Origin of the sequence: Clavibacter michiganensis (genome assembly GCF_016907085.1) — a bacterium.
GTDB classification, from domain to species: Bacteria; Actinomycetota; Actinomycetes; order Actinomycetales; family Microbacteriaceae; genus Clavibacter; species Clavibacter michiganensis_O.
Window position 1 is genome coordinate 1,795,441 of record NZ_JAFBBJ010000001.1, and the last position, 16,138, is coordinate 1,811,578.

Genomic DNA, 16,138 nt, shown 5'->3' on the forward strand with positions numbered 1-16,138 from the left:
ATGAACTCCAACTTCATCTTCCTGGCGCTCGGCGAGATCTTCTCGCCGACCACCGCGGCGTACGCGCTCGCGACCGTCGGCCTCGTGATCCACTTCGGCTTCACGGGCCTGCTCAACTTCGGACAGGCCGGCTTCATGGCCATCGGCGGCTACGCGTTCGCCATCACGGCGGTCATGTACGACTGGCCCGTCTGGGCGTCGCTCCTCGCCGCGATCGTCGCGTCCACCGTGTTCGCGCTGATCCTCGGCATCCCGACCCTGCGATTGAGGGCGGACTACCTGAGCATCGTCACCATCGCGGCGGCCGAGATCATCCGGCTGAGCGTCAAGACGCCCGAGTTCTCCGACGTCACGGGCGGCTCCGAGGGCATCAACGGCGCGGCGGCCGGCTTCAACGACCTCAACCCCCTGCCCGAGGGCCGCTTCGGCTTCGGCGTGCTCACCTACTCCGCCGACCAGTGGTGGATCCGCATCGTCGGCTGGGGCCTCGTCGGCATCGCCTGCCTGCTGGTCTTCCTGCTCATGCGCAGCCCCTGGGGCCGCGTGCTGAAGGGCGTGCGCGAGGACGAGGACGCGGTCCGCGCGCTCGGCAAGAACGTGTACTCCTACAAGATGCAGGCGCTCGTGCTCGGCGGCGTGTTCGGCGGGCTCGCGGGCGTGGTCTTCATCCTCCCGAGGTCGCTGCAGCCCGACAACTACGGCACGCAGCTCACGTTCTTCCTCTACACGATCATGCTGCTGGGCGGTGCGGCCACGATCTTCGGGCCGGTCATCGGCTCGATCATCTTCTGGGTCACGCTGTCGCTCTCGGACGGCCTCCTCAGCCTCGCGGTGTCGAACGACTGGCTGCCCATCTCGAGCACCCAGCAGGGCCCGATCCGCTTCATCATCGTGGGCGTCGCGCTCATGCTGCTCGTGATCTTCCGACCACAGGGCATCTTCGGGAAGAAGAAGGAGACGCACTTTGCCTGACAAGACCCCGGTCTCGGCCATCCTCGACGGCGACGCCGGTCCGGGCTGCGCCAAGAAGGACCCCATCATCGTCGCGCACGGCGTCAGCCGGCAGTTCGGCGGCCTGAAGGCGGTCGACGTCGACCACCTCGAGATCCCCCGCGGCTCCATCACGGCCCTCATCGGCCCGAACGGCGCCGGCAAGACCACGTTCTTCAACCTGCTGACCGGCTTCGACAAGCCGAACACCGGCACGTGGGAGTTCTCGGGGAAGGACCTCGCCGGGATGAGCGCCTTCCGCGTCGCCCGCCTCGGCATGGTGCGCACCTTCCAGCTCACGAAGGCCCTCGGCGGCATGACGGTGCTGGAGAACATGCGCCTCGGCGCCACCGGCCAGAGCGGCGAGAACTTCTTCTCCGCGCTGATCCGCCCCCTCTGGCGCAAGAAGGAGGACGAGATCACGGAGCGCGCCCGCGGGCTCCTGCGGAAGTTCAAGCTCGACGCCAAGGAGGAGGACTACGCGGACAGCCTCTCCGGCGGTCAGCGCAAGCTCCTCGAGATGGCGCGGGCGCTCATGACCAAGCCGGATCTCGTCATGCTCGACGAGCCCATGGCCGGCGTCAACCCGGCGCTCACGCAGTCGCTGCTGCACCACATCCTCGACCTCAAGACCGAGGGCATGACCGTGCTGTTCGTCGAGCACGACATGCACATGGTCAACGAGATCGCCGACTGGGTGGTCGTGATGGCCGAGGGCCGCATCGTCGCCGAGGGCCCGCCCTCGACCGTGATGAGCGACCCGGCCGTCATCGACGCCTACCTCGGCGCCCACCACGACACCGACCTCGGCACCCTCACGGGCCAGCGCGAGGTGGCGAAGGACATGGACTCCGATCTCGTGAAGAGCGAGATCGAGAAGGAAGCGGCAGACAAGTGACGGCAGAGCGGGTCCTCCAGACCACCGACCTCCACGCGGGCTACCTGCCCGGGGTCAACATCCTCAACGGATGCAACGTGCACGTCGACAAGGGCGAGCTGGTCGGCATCATCGGCCCGAACGGCGCGGGCAAGTCCACGCTGCTGAAGGCGATCTTCGGGCAGGTGAACGTGCGCGGCGGCAGCATCGAGCTGAACGGCCAGGACATCACCGGGCTCAAGGCCGACAAGCTCGTCTCCCGCGGCGTGGGCATGGTGCCGCAGAACAACAACGTGTTCCCCACGCTCACCATCGACGAGAACCTGCAGATGGGCGCGTACCAGAAGCCCAAGATGTACAAGGAGCGGCTGGCGTTCGTCACCGACCTGTTCCCGGAGCTCGGCAAGCGGCTCAAGCAGCGCGCCGGATCCCTCTCGGGTGGCGAGCGCCAGATGGTCGCCATGTCGCGCGCGCTCATGATGGACCCGACGGTGCTGCTCCTCGACGAGCCGTCCGCGGGCCTCTCCCCCGTGCGCCAGGACGAGACGTTCATCAACGTGGCGCAGATCAACCGCGCGGGCGTCTCCGTGATGATCGTGGAGCAGAACGCCCGGCGTGCCCTGCAGATCTGCGATCGCGGCTACGTGCTCGACCAGGGCAAGGACGCGTACGAGGGTCGCGGGCGCGAGCTCATGAACGACCCGAAGGTCATCGAGCTGTACCTCGGCACGCTCGCGGCCGACCAGGAGAAGGCCAAGGCGGCGCCCCAGCCCTGACCCCTCCCCCCGCACACGACGACGCGGCATCCCTCCGGGGTGCCGCGTCGTCGTGTGCGGGGCGGGCCCGCGAGAGGCCCGTGCGACGGCGGCGACCGGCGATCCCGACGTCGACCTCGCTGGCGGCGTGACGGCGCCCACGGCATCGCGCGACGGCGATCCGGCCCCTGCACGACAGCGCTCCCGCCGACAGGCGCGGGCGCCCACGCTGCCCCGGGCGCCCCCGGGCGCCCACGGGCGCCCCCGGGCGCCCACGGGCCCCGCGCGCCCCCGGGCGGCCCTCAGCATCTCGCTGCACGCCGAAGGGCCCGGTCCAAGCGGACCGGGCCCTCAGCCGTGCGTGGTGCGGGTGCTAGTCGAGCTTGCCGTAGACCTGCTCCTCGAAGGTCGTGGTGTTGCCCGTGCCGTACTTGTAGACGGAGACGTATGCCTCGGTCGGGTCGCCGTTCTCATCGAACGTGATCGGGCCGGAGAGGCCGTCGTAGTCGATGTCGGTGCCGGCCTCGATGAGCTTCGCGCAGTCCGCGAAGGTGGTGCACTTCTCGCCGCCCTCGGAGACGGACTGGAGGTTCTCCTTCAGCGTCGCGCCGTCGGTCGCCTTGCCCTGGAGCGCGGCGAGCGCGAGGAGCACGGTGCCGTCGTACGACTCGGCGGAGTAGCTGAACACCGTGAGGGCGGGCTCGCCCTCGGCCTTCACCATGTCCTGCAGGCGGGTCTGGAAGTCCTCCTTGGCCTCGACGCCGGGGTTCGTGAACTGCGCCCCCGCGATGTCGACGTTGGTGTCGGTCTCCTTGATGACGCCGTAGTTCCCGTCCGTGCCGTAGAACTTCGAGAAGTCGAAGCCCTTCGACGCCAGCTGGTCGGCGATGGTCTTGATCTCGTCGAACGAGATGACGACGAGCGCGTCGGGGTTCGGGGCGAGCACGGAGGTGATCGCGCTGTTGAAGTCCGTCGCGGAGGGCTCGAAGACCTGCTCGGCGGCGATGGTGGCGCCGCCTGCCTCGAGCGTCTTCTTGATGTTCTCCTCGAGGCCCGTGCCGTATGCGTCGTTCATGTAGAGGATCGAGACGTTGGTCTTGCCGTCCTGCAGGATCTTGTTGCCGAGGATGCGGCCCTGGAGCACGTCCGAGGGGGCGGTGCGCCAGTAGTAGCCGTCGTCCGCGTAGGTCGTGAAGTCCGGCGAGGTGTTCGCCGGCGAGAGCTGCACGACACCGGCCTGGGTGACCTGGTCGATGAAGGTCTTCGAGACGCCCGAGGACGCGGCGCCGATGATGGCGGTGTTGCCGTCCGCGATGAGCGAGGTGGCCGACTGGCTCGCGATGTCGGTCGTGGTGTCGCCCGAGTCCTTGGCCGTGTTGGTCACCGTGATGCCGGCCTTGGCGTCGTTGATGTCCTTCACGGCGAGGTCCACGCCCGCGAACTCGGGCGGGCCGAGGACCGCGAGGGAGCCCGTCTGCGGCAGGATCGTGCCGATCTTGAGGTTCAGGCCGCCGTCGGCCGTGGTGCCTCCTCCGCCGCCGCCGCCGGAGCAGCCGGCGAGGACGAGGGCGCCGGCCACCGCGATGGTGACGGCGCTGAGGGCGGTGCGGGCGGATCGTGAGCGGGAGGCCGAAGCCCTGCCGAATGCGCTCATGGTGCTCCTTATGGATGTGTGTGGTGATGCTCGGGAATGTGGTGCATGAGGCACGCGAATGCGCGCCTCGCCTGGTGCGACCCTATGGCGCGGATGAGACGGACACAATGCATCGGCATTTCCGTCGTGTAACGCGACCTGATCGTTACCATTCGGGAAATGCGCGACGGGATCCGAATCAGATGCCCTCGACGACCGCCGGATCCCTCCGCGGGGGCACCTTGGCGGAGAGCGATCGGCGGGACGCGCGGATCATGTCGATCGTGAGCAGCACGAGCGCCGCCCAGACGATCGCGAATCCGGCCCACCGTTCGGGCGGCATGGCCTCGTGCATCACGAAGACGCCGAACGCGAATTGCAGCAGCGGAGCGAGGTACTGCGTGAGCCCGATCACCGAGAGGGGCAGACGGCCGGCGGCGAATCCGAAGAGCAGGAGCGGGCCCGCGGTCACGACGCCGGTGCTGACGAGCAGGAGCGTGTGCCCGAGCGACACCGTGCCGATGGTGAGGCCGGCTCCGGCACCCGTGATCACGAGCATCGTCGTGGCGGCGGGCACCAGCCAGGCCGTCTCGAGGGCGAGGCCGGAGAGCGCGTCGGCTCCTCCGCTGACGCGCTTCTTCACGAGCCCGTAGAGGCCGAACGACCCGGCGAGCGCGAGCGACACCCACGGCAGCTGCCCGTAGCCGACGGCGATGACGGCGACCGCGACGGCAGACAGGCCCACGGCGGTCCACTGCAGCGGGCGGAGGCGCTCGCGCAGGAGGATCACGCCGAGCAGCACGGTGACGATCGGGTTGATGAAGTAGCCGAGCGCGGTCTCGACGACGTGGCCGGAGAGCGTGCCGTACACGTACACGGTCCAGTTGACGAGGATCAGGTGGCCCGCGAGGCCGAGCCCGAGGAGGATCCGCGGCCGGCGCACGATGGCGACCACGCGCCCCCAGCGCCGGGCGGCCGTGATGACGACGGCGCAGACGACGAGCGAGAAGAGGATCCGCCAGCCGACGATCTCGAACGCCCCGGCCGGCACGAGCAGCAGGAAGAAGACGGGGAGGACTCCCCATAGGCCGTAGGCGCCGACGGCGGCGATCAGGCCGGTGCGGGTCGAGGACTCCGGGGTGGGGCGCGTCACCTCCCGAGGCTAGCGCCAGGGACGCACGAGAGCCCGGCCGAACGTGTCGGCCGGGCTCCCGGATGAAGCGGTGGTGCGGTGTCGCTGAGGCGGAGCGTCAGCGCTCGATGACGGCGAGCACGTCGCGCGCGGAGAGGACGAGGAGGTCCTGGCCGTCGTACTTGACCTCGGTTCCGCCGTACTTGGAGTAGATGACCTTGTCGCCCACGGCGACGTCGAGCGGGACGCGGTTGCCGTTGTCGTCGATGCGGCCGGGGCCCACGGCCACGACCTCGCCCTCCTGGGGCTTCTCCTTGGCGGTGTCGGGGATGACCAGACCAGACGCGGTGGTCTGCTCGGCTTCGACCTGCTGGATGACGATGCGATCCTCGAGCGGCTTGATGGAGACCGACACGGTTGACCTCTTCCTTCGTGACTAAGGGACAAGACTGATTGGCAATCTCCCGGGGAGAGTGCCAGGTGAGATTCTACGGGCCGCGCTTGCACTCGCGCAACGCGAGTGCCAATCGGTGCAGAGGCGCCCCGGTACGGTGGGCGGATGGATCAGACCGACCTCCGCGAGGTGTTCTCGCTCGAGGGGCTCCGCCTGCTCGACTCCCTCCCCGCGCCGGCGCCGGGGGACGACATGGTGCGGATGGTGAGCGCGCTCCGCGGCGAAGGGCACTCCCCCGCGCTCGTGTCCGCCGTCCTCACGCAGTCGCGCCTGCGCGCACGGGCCCGGACCAAGTTCGGCGAGTTCGCCGCGCGCATGCTCTTCACGGAGGCCGGGCTCGAGCAGGCGACCCGGCTGCCGGTCGCCGCGCAGCACGCGGGGCGCTTCCAGCAGGCGGGTGTCGCGCACGTCGCCGACCTCGGCTGCGGGATCGGCGGGGACGCGATGGCGATGGCGGCCATCGGGATCCGCGTCACGGCCGTCGAGCGCGACGAGGTGACCGCCGCGGTCGCCGGCTGGAACCTCGCGCCGTTCCCCGAGGCCGAGGTCGAGCAGGGCACGGCCGAGGCGTTCGACGCCGGACGTGTCGACGGCGTCTACCTCGATCCCGCGCGGCGCACGGACGGGCACTCCTCCACCCGCCGCATCTCGGATCCGGACGCCTACTCCCCCACGCTCTCGGCCGCGTTCGAGCTGGCGACGGGCCGGGCCGCCGGGATCAAGCTCGGACCGGGCCTCGACCGCGACCTCATCCCCGACGAGGCCGAGGCGCAGTGGGTCTCCGTCGACGGGCATGCCGTGGAGATGGGCCTGTGGTTCGGGCCCACGCGGCGCGATGGCGTGCGGCGCGCGGCCCTCGTGATCAGCGGCGGATCGCAGGCGGAGCTCACGTCGGCCGCCGACAGCGAGGACGCCGAGCTCGGCGAGCTGGGCGCGCACCTCTACGAGCCGGACGGCGCCGTGATCCGCGCCCGCCTCATCGGCGACCTGGCGCGCTCGCTCGACGGGCGCATGGTCGGCGAGGGCATCGCGTGGATCACGTCGGAGCGCGAGCAGGCGACGCCGTTCGCGCGCGGCTTCCGGGTGCGCGAGGTGCTGCCGCTCGACGAGCAGCGGCTGAAGCGCGAGCTGCGGGCGCGCGGGATCGGGACGCTGGAGATCAAGAAGCGCGGGGTCGACGTGGATCCGGCGCGGCTGCGGACGCGGCTGCAGCTGAAGGGCGACGCGTCGGCGACGCTCATCGCGACGCGCGTCGGGGGGCGGCGCGTGGCGATCCTCGCGGACCGGCACGGGGCCGACGCGGGCTGACGCCCGATAGCCGACCCGCCCGGACACGACGACGCGGCCGCCCCCTTGAGGGGACGGCCGCGTCGTCTAGTGCGGGTGGCGCTACTGCGTGGTGTAGCCCTGCTCCTGCAGCGCGGCCAGGGCGATGAAGCCGAGGATCGCGAGGCCGACGGCGAGCACGAGGCCGACGATGCCGGTGATGATGCCGGTGAGCCAGAAGCCCTTCGCGTCCGGGTTGCGCTTCTTGCCGAGGACGCCCGTGATGATCGCGGCGATGCCGAGGGGCGCGGAGAGGAACCAGAAGAGGATCGTCACGACGGACACGATGCCGAGGACCATGGACGTGATGCTCAGCCCCTTGGAGACGGGCGCACCGCCCTGGCCGGGCTGGTAGGGCGCCGCGTAGGGCGAGTCGGAGCCTGCGGCGGGAGCGGCCGGGTAGGCGGGCTGGCTCGGCGCGGGCGGGAAGCCGTCGTTGGAGCGGTCCGGGTTCTGCGGATCGGTCATTGTCGTTCCTTTCGTCCCTGGGAACATACCGTGATGCGTGCCCCGGGATTCTCCCGTTCGGGAAATAGCCGCGAAAGGTCCCCGTAATGGGGGCGTCGGGAGGGTCAGCCGACCTGGACGACGGTGACCGGCAGCGTCGAGTCCGCGCCGAACGCGAGGCCGGACGGCGCGCGGCCCGACTCGATGAGGCGGGCACCGAGGGCCGCGATCATTGCGCCGTTGTCGGTGCAGAGCGACAGGGGCGGGATCCGCAGCTCGATGCCCGCGGCCCGGCAGCGCTCCGCCGCCAGCTCCCGCACGCGCGCGTTCGCGACGACGCCGCCGCCGAGCAGCAGGCGCGGGATCCCGTGGTCGACGCACGCGGCGACGGCCTTCGTGAGCAGCACGTCGACGACGGCCTCGCGGAAGCTCGCGGCGACGTCCGCGACGGGCACGGGCTCGCCGGCGTCCTGGCGCTTCTCGACCCAGCGGGCGACCGCGGTCTTCAGGCCGGAGAACGAGAAGTCGTAGCGGTGGCGCTCCATGTCCTTGGGGAGGGAGAGACCGCGGGGGAAGCGGATCGCCTTCGGGTCGCCGTCGGCCGCGACCCGGTCGATGTGCGGGCCGCCCGGGTACGGCAGTCCGAGCACGCGCGCGACCTTGTCGAAGGCCTCGCCCGCGGCGTCGTCGATGGTCTCGCCGAGGAGCTCGACGTCGTCGACCAGGTCGCGCACGAGGAGGAGCGACGTGTGGCCGCCGGAGACGAGGAGCGCGATGCTCGGGGTCTCGAGCGGGATGCCGGGCCCGCCGTCGGTGCTGAGGAGGTCGGCGCCCACGTGCCCGACGAGGTGGTTGACGCCGTGCAGCGGGATGTCGAGGGCCACGGCGAGCGCCTTCGCCGCGCCGACCCCGACCATGAGCGCGCCGGAGAGGCCGGGGCCCGCGGTGACGGCGATCGCGTCGAGCTCGCGGAGGGCGACGCCCGCCTCGGCGAGCGCCGCGTCGATCGCGGGGGTGAGCGCCTCGAGGTGCGCGCGTGCGGCGACCTCGGGCACGACGCCGCCGTATCGCGCGTGCTCGTCCATGGAGCTGGAGATGACGTTGGCGAGGAGCGTCTGGCCGCGGACGATGCCGATGCCGGTCTCGTCGCACGAGGTCTCGATGCCGAGGACGAGGGGGCCGGCGTCGTCCGCCGCGGTCGCGGCCGGGTCCGCTTCCGTGCCCGGGGCGCCGGATGCGGCGGGCTCGGTGCGCTCGGCAGGCGCGTCCCGCGGCTCGGCGACCGCGGGCGGCGTGGCGGCGAGGGCGACGCGCATCACGACGGCGTCGACGTCGTCCGGCTGGTAGTAGTGCGGGCGGACGGCGATGGCCTCGAAGCCGAGCGACGAGTACAGGGCCTGCGCGACCGGGTTGTCGGCGCGCACCTCGAGCAGGACCTCGCGGGCGCCGCGGGAGTGCGCCTCCGCGACGAGCCGGGTGAGCAGGGCGCGGCCGATGCCCCGGCCGCGGCTGCCGTCGGCGACGGCGATGGTCTGGACGTCGGCGGCGTGCGCGCCGCGCGGGCAGGAGAGCCCGGCGTAGCCGAGGATCGCGCCGTCGGCCTCGTCGACCGCCACGACGTACCAGCCGTGGCGGGCGGTCAGCTCGCCGCGCATCGCGTCCGCCGACCAGGCGTCGGAGACGAACGTGGTGGTCTCGAGGTGCATCAGCGCGGGCAGGTCGGCGACCTCGGCGGTGCGGAACAGCACGCTCACGAGGTGACCCGCTTCGGGCCGGAGGAGACCGTGACGTCGGGCGAGCGGAGGTAGAGCGCCTCGTCGGCCGCGACGGGCAGGTCGAGCTCGTCCATCCGGCGGGCGACCTGCGCGAGCGACGCCGCGCGCACGCCGGCCGCGTCGATCCGGTGGTCGGCGGCGGGCACGTCGTCGGGCTTGCTGAGGCCGGGGCCCGCGGTGCGCTCGGCGACGCCGCCGGGCGTGGGCTCGCGGTAGACGGACCAGTACAGCTCGCGGCGGCGTGCGTCCGTGACGACCACGAGGGATCCCGTGCCGCCGGCCGCGTAGTGGTCGTGCGCGACGGCGTCGTGGCTGACCACGGGGATCACGCGCACGCCCAGGCCGGTGGCGAGCACGCGGGCCGCGGCGATGCCGACCCGGAGGCCGGTGAACGGGCCGGGGCCCATGCCCGCGACGACCGCGCGGACGTCGCAGCGCTCGATGCCGGACGCGGTGAGGCACTCGTCGAGCAGCGTGCCGATGACCTCGGCGTGCCGCATGGTGTCGGCCTCCTGGCGCTCGGCGAGCACGCGGCCGTCGGGGTCGATGACGGCGACGCCCGTGCCGGCGGAGGTGTCGATCGCGAGGAGCACTCGACGAGTCTAGGCGCGGGGCCGCGCGCGGAGCCGCCGGATGCGGACCGTGCGGGGCTCCTCGGAGGCGGCGTCGGGATCCGCGTCGGCGTCGGCCGCCGGGTCGGCATGGGTGTCGCCCGCGCCCGTGGGCCGCGCGATGCGCAGGTCCCACCACTCCTCCGCGACGCCGTCGAGCTTGCCCTCGCCCCACTCGACCACCACGACCGAGCGCGCGTAGTCGATGTCGAGGTCGTCGAGCTCGCGGGCGTCGGCCAGGCGGTAGGCGTCGACGTGCACGAGCGGCGGGCCGTCCACGAGGCTCGGGTGCGTGCGCGCGAGCACGAACGTGGGGCTCGTGACGGGCCCGCGGACGCCGAGGCCGTCGCCGAGCCCGCGCGTGAACGTGGTCTTGCCCGCGCCGAGCGGGCCGGACAGGACGACGAGGTCGCCCGCGCCGAGCTCGCGCGCGACGGCGCGGCCGAGCTCCTCCATGTCGTCGGTGGTCGCGACGGGGACGAGCTCGTCAGAGAGGACCTCGTCGGCCGGCGCCTCGGTCGCATCGTCGCGCTCGTGCAGGTGCACGCGGTCGACGCGCGGGCCGACGCGGGTCACGATCTCGTCGCCGATGGTCTCGGCCCAGCCGGCCCATTCCTCGGCGGTGGGCTCGCCGCGGTCGCCGGGGCCGAGGATCACGGCGGTGTCGCCGACCTCGACGGGCAGGTCGCCGACGTCGAGCACGAGCTGGTCCATGGCGATGCGGCCGGCGATCGGGAAGCGGCGGCCGTTCAGGAGCACGGAGGCGTGGGGGGCGGCGATGCGCGGGATCCCGTCGGCGTACCCGAGCGGCACGAGCGCGAGGGTCGACGGCCCCGTCGTCCGGTGGTCGAGGCCGTACGAGACGCCGTGCCCGGCCTCGACGCGCTTGACGGAGACGACGTCGGCCTCGAGCGTCATCGCCGGGACGAGCCCGAGGTCGCGACCGGAGCGGTCGTCGAACGGCGAGATGCCGTATACGGCGATGCCGAAGCGCACCATGTCGAAGCGGGCGGCCGGCAGGCGGATCCCCGCGGAGCTCGCCGCCAGGTGCTTCTCGACCGGGCGCGCGCCCAGCTCCTCGGCCACGCGCACGGCCTCGTGGAAGCGGGCGAGCGCGGCGTCGTCGTCCTCGGGCGAGGCGTCGGCGAGGTGCGACCACAGCGCATGCAGCGTCAGCTCGCCCGCGGCGTCGGCGGCGACCGCGGCCCGCACGAGATCCGGCCACAGCTCGGGCGTGGCGCCGTTGCGGCTGAGGCCGGTGTCGGCCTTGAGGTGGACGCGGGCGCGGATCCCCGTCGCGCGACCGGCGGCCGCGATGCGCTCCAGCTCCCACAGCGCCGAGACGCCCAGGTCGATGCCGTCCTCCACCGCGACGCGGAAGTCGGTGTCGACCCCGTGCAGCCAGGCGAGGAGGCGGGCGTCGATGCCGGCGCGGCGGAGCTCGACCGCCGACGCGACGTCGAGCACGGCGAGGCTCTCGGCGCCGGCCTCGAGGGCGGCGCGCGCGACCTGGAGGGCGCCGTGGCCGTAGGCGTCGGCCTTCACGGCGACCATCGTGCGCGCGGGGGCGGCGAGCGCCGCGAGCGTGCGGACGTTGTGGCGGATCGCGTCGAGGTCGATGACGGCGCGACGGCCGGGCGCGACGGGTCCGTCCGGGACGGGCGCGGGGACGGCGTCGCTCATGCGGAGTGCCTCCGGGTCACGCGGCCGGCGACGCGCGCGACGATCTCGTAGCCGATGGTGCCGGTCGCCTCGGCCCACTCCTCCACCGAGGGCGCGCCCGTCGCGGGATCCCCGAACAGCACGGCGTCGTCGCCCACCGCCACCGGGATCCCGTCGACGACGCCGTCGCCCACGTCGACCACGAACTGGTCCATGGCGATCCGGCCGCTCACCCGGAAGCGCGCGCCGTGGATCGCGACGGGCGCGCGGTTGCTCGCGAGCCGCGGCACGCCGTCGGCGAACCCGAGCGAGACGAGCGCGAGGGTGGTCGCCCGGGTGGTGCGGTACGTGTAGCCGTAGGAGACGCCGGTGTCGGCGGGCACGCGCTTCACCGCGACGACGCTGCCGACGAGGGTCATGGCGGGCACGAGGCCGAGGTCGGCGGACGTGACGCCGTCGAGCGGCGAGATGCCGTAGATCCCGATGCCGAGGCGCACCATGTCGAGCCGGGCCTCCGGCACCCGCAGGGCGCCCGCGGTCGCGGCGAGGTGGCGGATCCCGGGCTCGAGCCCCGCGGCCCGCACCACGTCGACCGCACGGTGGAACGCGCGGACCTGAGCCAGGTCCTCGTCCTCGCCGGCGTTCGCGAGGTGGCTGAAGACGCCGCCGAGGTGGATCCGGCCGTCCGCGACGAGCTCCGCGACCTCCGCGACGACGCCCGGCCACTCCGCCGGCGTCACGCCGTTGCGGCCGAGGCCGGTGTCGACCTTGAGGTGCACCTCCGCGGCGCGGCCCACCCGGCGCGCGGCGTCCGCGACCTCGCGCACCTGACGCAGGCTGTTGAGCCCCAGGTCGATGCCGGCCTCGATCGCGGTCGCGAAGTCGGCGCCGGGCGCGTGCATCCATGTGAGGATCGGCGCCTCGATCCCGGCCGCCCGCAGCACCAGCGCCTCGCGGATGTCGACCACGCCCAGCCGGTCGGCCCCGCCCGCGAGCGCCGCGCGCGCCGACGCGACGGCGCCGTGCCCGTAGCCGTCGGCCTTGACCACGGCCATCACGAGCGGCGCGCCCGTGGTCTCCCGCAGCGTCCGCACGTTCGCCGCGATCGCGGCCGTGTCGATGCGGGCCTCGCGGCGGAGCGCGGCGGGGACCTGGACGGTCGCCTCGTCGGTCACGGTGCCTCCCCCTCGGTGACGACGAACGCGGTGGCGAGGCCGGCGTCGTGGCTCATGCTCAGGTGGATCCGCGTCACGCCTCGCGCGGCCGCCACCTCCGCGACGACGCCGCCCACCCGGAACGACGGATCGCCGTGTTCGTCGCGCACGACCTCCATGTCCTGCCAGCTGATCCCGCCGGGACCGCCGAGCGCCTTGATGAGCGCCTCCTTCGCCGCGAACCTCGCCGCGAGCGAGCGCACGGGCAGGGGCCGCTCGGCCGGCGCGAACAGGCGCGGCACGAGTCCCGGAGTGCGCTCGGCGCTCCGGGCGAAACGCGCCACGTCGACCACGTCGACGCCGATGCCCCTGATCACGCCGCCGCTGTCACTCGACCGTGACGGACTTCGCGAGGTTGCGCGGCTGGTCGACGTCGAGGCCCTTGGCCGCCGCGAGCTCCATCGCGAAGATCTGCAGCGGCGTGACGGCGAGCAGCGGCTCGAACAGCGGCGCGGCGAGCGGGATCGGGATGACCTCGTCGGCGTGCGGCAGCACGAACGCGTCGCCCTGCTCGGCGATCGCGATGACGCGGGCGCCGCGCGCCCGGATCTCCTCGATGTTGGAGATGACCTTCTTGTGCAGCGCGAGCTGGTGGACGGGGCTCGGCACGATGACGAAGACGGGCTGCCCCGGCTCGATGAGCGCGATGGGCCCGTGCTTGAGCTCGCCCGCGGCGAAGCCCTCGGCGTGGATGTACGCGAGCTCCTTGAGCTTCAGCGCGCCCTCGAGCGCGACCGGGAAGCCGACATTGCGGCCGAGGAAGAGCACGGCGCGCGTGTCGGCCATCCACTTCGCGAGCTGGCTGATCCTCTCGCCCTGCTCCACGACGGTGGCGAGCTTCTCCGGGATCGCGAGGAGCTCCTCCGTGTTGGCGACGATCTCGTCGGCCGAGAGCGTGCCGCGGATGCGCGCGAGGTGCAGCCCGAACAGGTACAGCGCCGCGACCTGCGCGACGAACGCCTTCGTGGACGCGACCGCGACCTCGGGGCCCGCGTGCGTGTAGACGACGGCCTCCGACTCGCGCGGGATGGTGGCGCCTTGCGTGTTGCAGATGGAGAGGACGCGCGCGCCGGTCTCGCGGGCGTAGCGCACGGCCAGCAGCGTGTCCATGGTCTCGCCGGACTGGCTGATGGAGATGACGAGCGTGGTCGCGTCGAGCACGGGGTCGCGGTAGCGGAACTCGTGCGCGAGCTCGACCTCCACGGGGACGCGGGCCCACTTCTCGATGGCGTACTTGCCGAGGATGCCCGAGTACGCGGCGGTGCCGCACGCGACGATGACGATGCGCGAGATGTCCGCGAGGTCGACCTCGCCGATCGCGTCGAGGTCCGGCAGCACGACGACGCCGTCCACGATGCGGCCGCGGAGGGTGTTGGCCACCGCATCCGGGCCCTCGCTGATCTCCTTCGCCATGAAGCTCGACCAGCCGCCCTTCTCGCTGGCGGAGGCGTCCCACGCGATCTCGAACTCGTGCGTCTCGACGGGGGCGCCGTGGAAGTCGGTGACGGTGACGGAGTCGGGGCGGATGGCAACCATCTGGTCCTGCCCGATGGCGACTGCGCGGCGCGTGAACTCCACGAAGGCCGCGACGTCGGATCCGAGGAAGTTCTCGCCGTCGCCCAGCCCGATGACGAGCGGCGAGTTGCGGCGGGCGCCGACCACGAGGCCGGGCTGGTCGCGGTGCACGGCGAGGAGCGTGAACGCGCCCTCGAGCCGGCTCACCGTGTTCCGGAACGCCTGCTCCAGGTCCTGCGTGACGCCGTACTCGCGGCCGAGGAGGCGCGCGGCGACCTCGGTGTCCGTGTCGCTCTCGAACGTGTAGCCGTCCGCGAGGAGGTCGTCCTTGAGCTCCGCGAAGTTCTCGATGATGCCGTTGTGGATGAGAGCGAGCTTGCCGTCGTCGCCCAGGTGCGGGTGCGCGTTGCGGTCCGTGGGGCCCCCGTGCGTGGCCCAGCGCGTGTGGCCGATGCCGGTGGATCCGTCCGGGAGCGGCGACGCCTCCAGGTCCTCCAGGAGCCGGTCGAGCTTGCCCGCGCGCTTGCGGACGCCGAGCGTGCCGTCGGCGTCGAGCACGGCCACGCCCGCGGAGTCGTATCCGCGGTACTCCAGCCTCCGCAGCCCTCCGAGGAGGACCTCGAGGCTCCTGGCCTCACCGACGTAACCCACGATTCCGCACATGGGGCACGAGTTTACCGTCGGGGATCCCGGATCCCCTGCGCGTCCCGCGCGCCGGGCGCGCCCCGCCGCCCGGTCGCCCGCGCCGCCCCGCCGTAGGATGAGGGGCCATGCCAGACACCGCGACGGGATCCCCGACGAGCCATGGGCACGTCTCCCCGTTCGTGGAGATCGCCCGCGCCGACTGGGCGGCCCTCGCGCCCGCCACGCACCTGCCGCTGCGGGAGACCGAGCTGGTCCAGCTGCGCGGCATCGGCGACCGGCTCGACATGCGCGAGGTCGAGGACGTCTACCTCCCGCTCAGCCGACTGCTCAACCTCTACGTCACGGGCACGAAGAAGCTGCACCGGGACACGAGCGCGTTCCTCGGCGAGCGCGCCAAGAGCACGCCGTTCATCATCGGCGTCGCGGGATCGGTGGCCGTCGGCAAGTCGACTGTCGCGCGCCTGCTGCGCGAGATGCTGGCGCGCTGGGAGGACACGCCGCGGGTCGAGCTCGTGACCACCGACGGCTTCCTCCATCCGAATGCCGAGCTCGAGCGCCGGGGCCTCATGGAGCGGAAGGGCTTCCCCGAGTCGTACGACCGGCGGGCGCTGCTGCGGTTCGTCACGCAGGTCAAGAGCGGCGTCGCCGAGGTCCGCGCGCCGTTCTACTCGCACCTCGCCTACGACATCGTCCCGGGCGCCGAGGTGGTCGTGCGGCAGCCGGACGTGCTCATCATCGAGGGCCTCAACGTGCTGCAGCCGGCGGCGTCCGGCGCCAAGCTCGCCGTGAGCGACCTCTTCGACTTCTCGATCTACGTCGACGCCCGCACCCACGACATCGCGCAGTGGTACGAGGAGCGGTTCCTCAGCCTCCAGCGCGGGGCGTTCAGCAACCCGCGCTCCTACTTCCACCGGTACGCGGAGCTCAGTCCGGCCGAGGCCGTGGCGCGCGCCCGCGGGATCTGGTCGTCCATCAACGAGCCGAACCTCGAGCAGAACATCCGGCCGACCCGCTCGCGCGCGACGCTCGTGCTGCGCAAGGACGCCGACCACTCGGTCGCGAACGTCCTGCTCCGCAAGCTCTGACCTGCTCCGGCGGCCGC

The 16,138-nt window shown here is 72.5% G+C and carries 15 protein-coding genes; 5 read left to right on the plus strand and 10 right to left on the minus strand.

Going from position 1 to position 16,138, the window contains the following annotated elements:
• The 3 genes from JOE38_RS08185 to JOE38_RS08195 are packed head-to-tail and all read left to right on the plus strand — an operon-like array spanning position 1 to position 2,643.
• Positions 1-972: a branched-chain amino acid ABC transporter permease gene (locus JOE38_RS08185; protein ID WP_204575675.1), complete on the plus strand. Its 972-nt coding sequence runs from the start codon at positions 1-3 to the stop codon at positions 970-972.
• Positions 965-1,888 carry an ABC transporter ATP-binding protein gene (locus tag JOE38_RS08190; protein ID WP_204575676.1) on the plus strand — a complete coding sequence of 308 codons (924 nt, stop codon included), beginning with the start codon at positions 965-967 and terminating at the stop codon, positions 1,886-1,888. The genes JOE38_RS08185 and JOE38_RS08190 overlap by 8 nt, the downstream gene beginning before the upstream one ends.
• A complete protein-coding gene (locus JOE38_RS08195) occupies positions 1,885-2,643 on the plus strand; it encodes an ABC transporter ATP-binding protein (protein ID WP_012039254.1) in 759 nt (252 codons plus the stop codon). The genes JOE38_RS08190 and JOE38_RS08195 overlap by 4 nt, the downstream gene beginning before the upstream one ends.
• Positions 2,644-2,995: 352 nt before the next feature.
• Here JOE38_RS08195 and JOE38_RS08200 read toward each other — a convergent pair whose 3' ends face one another.
• The 3 genes from JOE38_RS08200 to groES all read right to left on the minus strand — a co-directional run bounded on the left by JOE38_RS08200 (position 2,996) and on the right by groES (position 5,802).
• The gene (locus JOE38_RS08200) at positions 2,996-4,276 is read right to left on the minus strand and encodes an ABC transporter substrate-binding protein (RefSeq protein ID WP_204575677.1); all 1,281 of its coding nucleotides are present in this window, start codon (positions 4,274-4,276) and stop codon (positions 2,996-2,998) included.
• 178 nt (positions 4,277-4,454) lie between these two features.
• Positions 4,455-5,408: an EamA family transporter RarD gene (gene rarD, locus JOE38_RS08205; RefSeq protein WP_204575678.1), complete on the minus strand. Its 954-nt coding sequence runs from the start codon at positions 5,406-5,408 to the stop codon at positions 4,455-4,457.
• A 97-nt stretch (positions 5,409-5,505) separates the two neighbouring features.
• A complete protein-coding gene (groES, locus tag JOE38_RS08210) occupies positions 5,506-5,802 on the minus strand; it encodes a co-chaperone GroES (protein ID WP_012039257.1) in 297 nt (98 codons plus the stop codon).
• Between the two features lie 144 nt (positions 5,803-5,946).
• On the opposite strand from groES, the gene JOE38_RS08215 reads away from it, so the two are divergent.
• Positions 5,947-7,149 carry a class I SAM-dependent methyltransferase gene (locus JOE38_RS08215; protein ID WP_204575679.1) on the plus strand — a complete coding sequence of 401 codons (1,203 nt, stop codon included), beginning with the start codon at positions 5,947-5,949 and terminating at the stop codon, positions 7,147-7,149.
• An 81-nt stretch (positions 7,150-7,230) separates the two neighbouring features.
• On the opposite strand, the gene JOE38_RS08220 is transcribed toward JOE38_RS08215, so the two are convergent.
• The 7 genes from JOE38_RS08220 to glmS form a co-directional block, all read right to left on the minus strand.
• A complete protein-coding gene (locus JOE38_RS08220) occupies positions 7,231-7,635 on the minus strand; it encodes a DUF4190 domain-containing protein (RefSeq protein WP_015491160.1) in 405 nt (134 codons plus the stop codon).
• Positions 7,636-7,739: 104 nt separating this feature from the next.
• The gene (tsaD, locus tag JOE38_RS08225; RefSeq protein WP_204575680.1) at positions 7,740-9,368 is read right to left on the minus strand and encodes a tRNA (adenosine(37)-N6)-threonylcarbamoyltransferase complex transferase subunit TsaD; all 1,629 of its coding nucleotides are present in this window, start codon (positions 9,366-9,368) and stop codon (positions 7,740-7,742) included.
• Complete coding sequence (tsaB, locus tag JOE38_RS08230) at positions 9,365-9,982, minus strand: tRNA (adenosine(37)-N6)-threonylcarbamoyltransferase complex dimerization subunit type 1 TsaB (RefSeq protein WP_204575681.1); 618 nt, start codon at positions 9,980-9,982, stop codon at positions 9,365-9,367. The genes tsaD and tsaB overlap by 4 nt, the downstream gene beginning before the upstream one ends.
• A gap of 9 nt (positions 9,983-9,991) precedes the next feature.
• Positions 9,992-11,683 carry an alanine racemase gene (alr, locus tag JOE38_RS08235; protein WP_204575682.1) on the minus strand — a complete coding sequence of 564 codons (1,692 nt, stop codon included), beginning with the start codon at positions 11,681-11,683 and terminating at the stop codon, positions 9,992-9,994.
• A complete protein-coding gene (alr, locus tag JOE38_RS08240) occupies positions 11,680-12,837 on the minus strand; it encodes an alanine racemase (RefSeq protein WP_204575683.1) in 1,158 nt (385 codons plus the stop codon). The genes alr (JOE38_RS08235) and alr (JOE38_RS08240) overlap by 4 nt, the downstream gene beginning before the upstream one ends.
• Entirely contained in the window at positions 12,834-13,193 is a 360-nt protein-coding gene (locus tag JOE38_RS08245; RefSeq protein ID WP_204575684.1) for a holo-ACP synthase, read from the minus strand. Before JOE38_RS08245 ends, alr (JOE38_RS08240) begins: the two co-directional genes overlap by 4 nt.
• A gap of 10 nt (positions 13,194-13,203) precedes the next feature.
• Complete coding sequence (gene glmS, locus JOE38_RS08250) at positions 13,204-15,054, minus strand: glutamine--fructose-6-phosphate transaminase (isomerizing) (RefSeq protein WP_204575685.1); 1,851 nt, start codon at positions 15,052-15,054, stop codon at positions 13,204-13,206.
• A gap of 107 nt (positions 15,055-15,161) precedes the next feature.
• Here glmS and coaA point away from each other — a divergent pair, with 107 nt between their 5' ends.
• Positions 15,162-16,121, plus strand: a complete 960-nt coding sequence (gene coaA, locus JOE38_RS08255; RefSeq protein WP_204575686.1) for a type I pantothenate kinase — start codon at positions 15,162-15,164, stop codon at positions 16,119-16,121.
• Positions 16,122-16,138 lie beyond the last annotated feature (17 nt).

Bases quoted from the DNA above. Each gene is read 5' to 3' on its own strand.
- JOE38_RS08185 (WP_204575675.1), top strand. From the start codon at position 1: ATGAACTCCAACTTCATCTTCCTGGCGCTCGGCGAGATCTTCTCGCCG.
- JOE38_RS08200 (WP_204575677.1), bottom strand. From the start codon at position 4,276: ATGAGCGCATTCGGCAGGGCTTCGGCCTCCCGCTCACGATCCGCCCGC.
- JOE38_RS08215 (WP_204575679.1), top strand. From the start codon at position 5,947: ATGGATCAGACCGACCTCCGCGAGGTGTTCTCGCTCGAGGGGCTCCGC.
- JOE38_RS08220 (WP_015491160.1), bottom strand. From the start codon at position 7,635: ATGACCGATCCGCAGAACCCGGACCGCTCCAACGACGGCTTCCCGCCC.
- alr (WP_204575682.1), bottom strand. From the start codon at position 11,683: ATGAGCGACGCCGTCCCCGCGCCCGTCCCGGACGGACCCGTCGCGCCC.
- glmS (WP_204575685.1), bottom strand. From the start codon at position 15,054: ATGTGCGGAATCGTGGGTTACGTCGGTGAGGCCAGGAGCCTCGAGGTC.
- coaA (WP_204575686.1), top strand. From the start codon at position 15,162: ATGCCAGACACCGCGACGGGATCCCCGACGAGCCATGGGCACGTCTCC.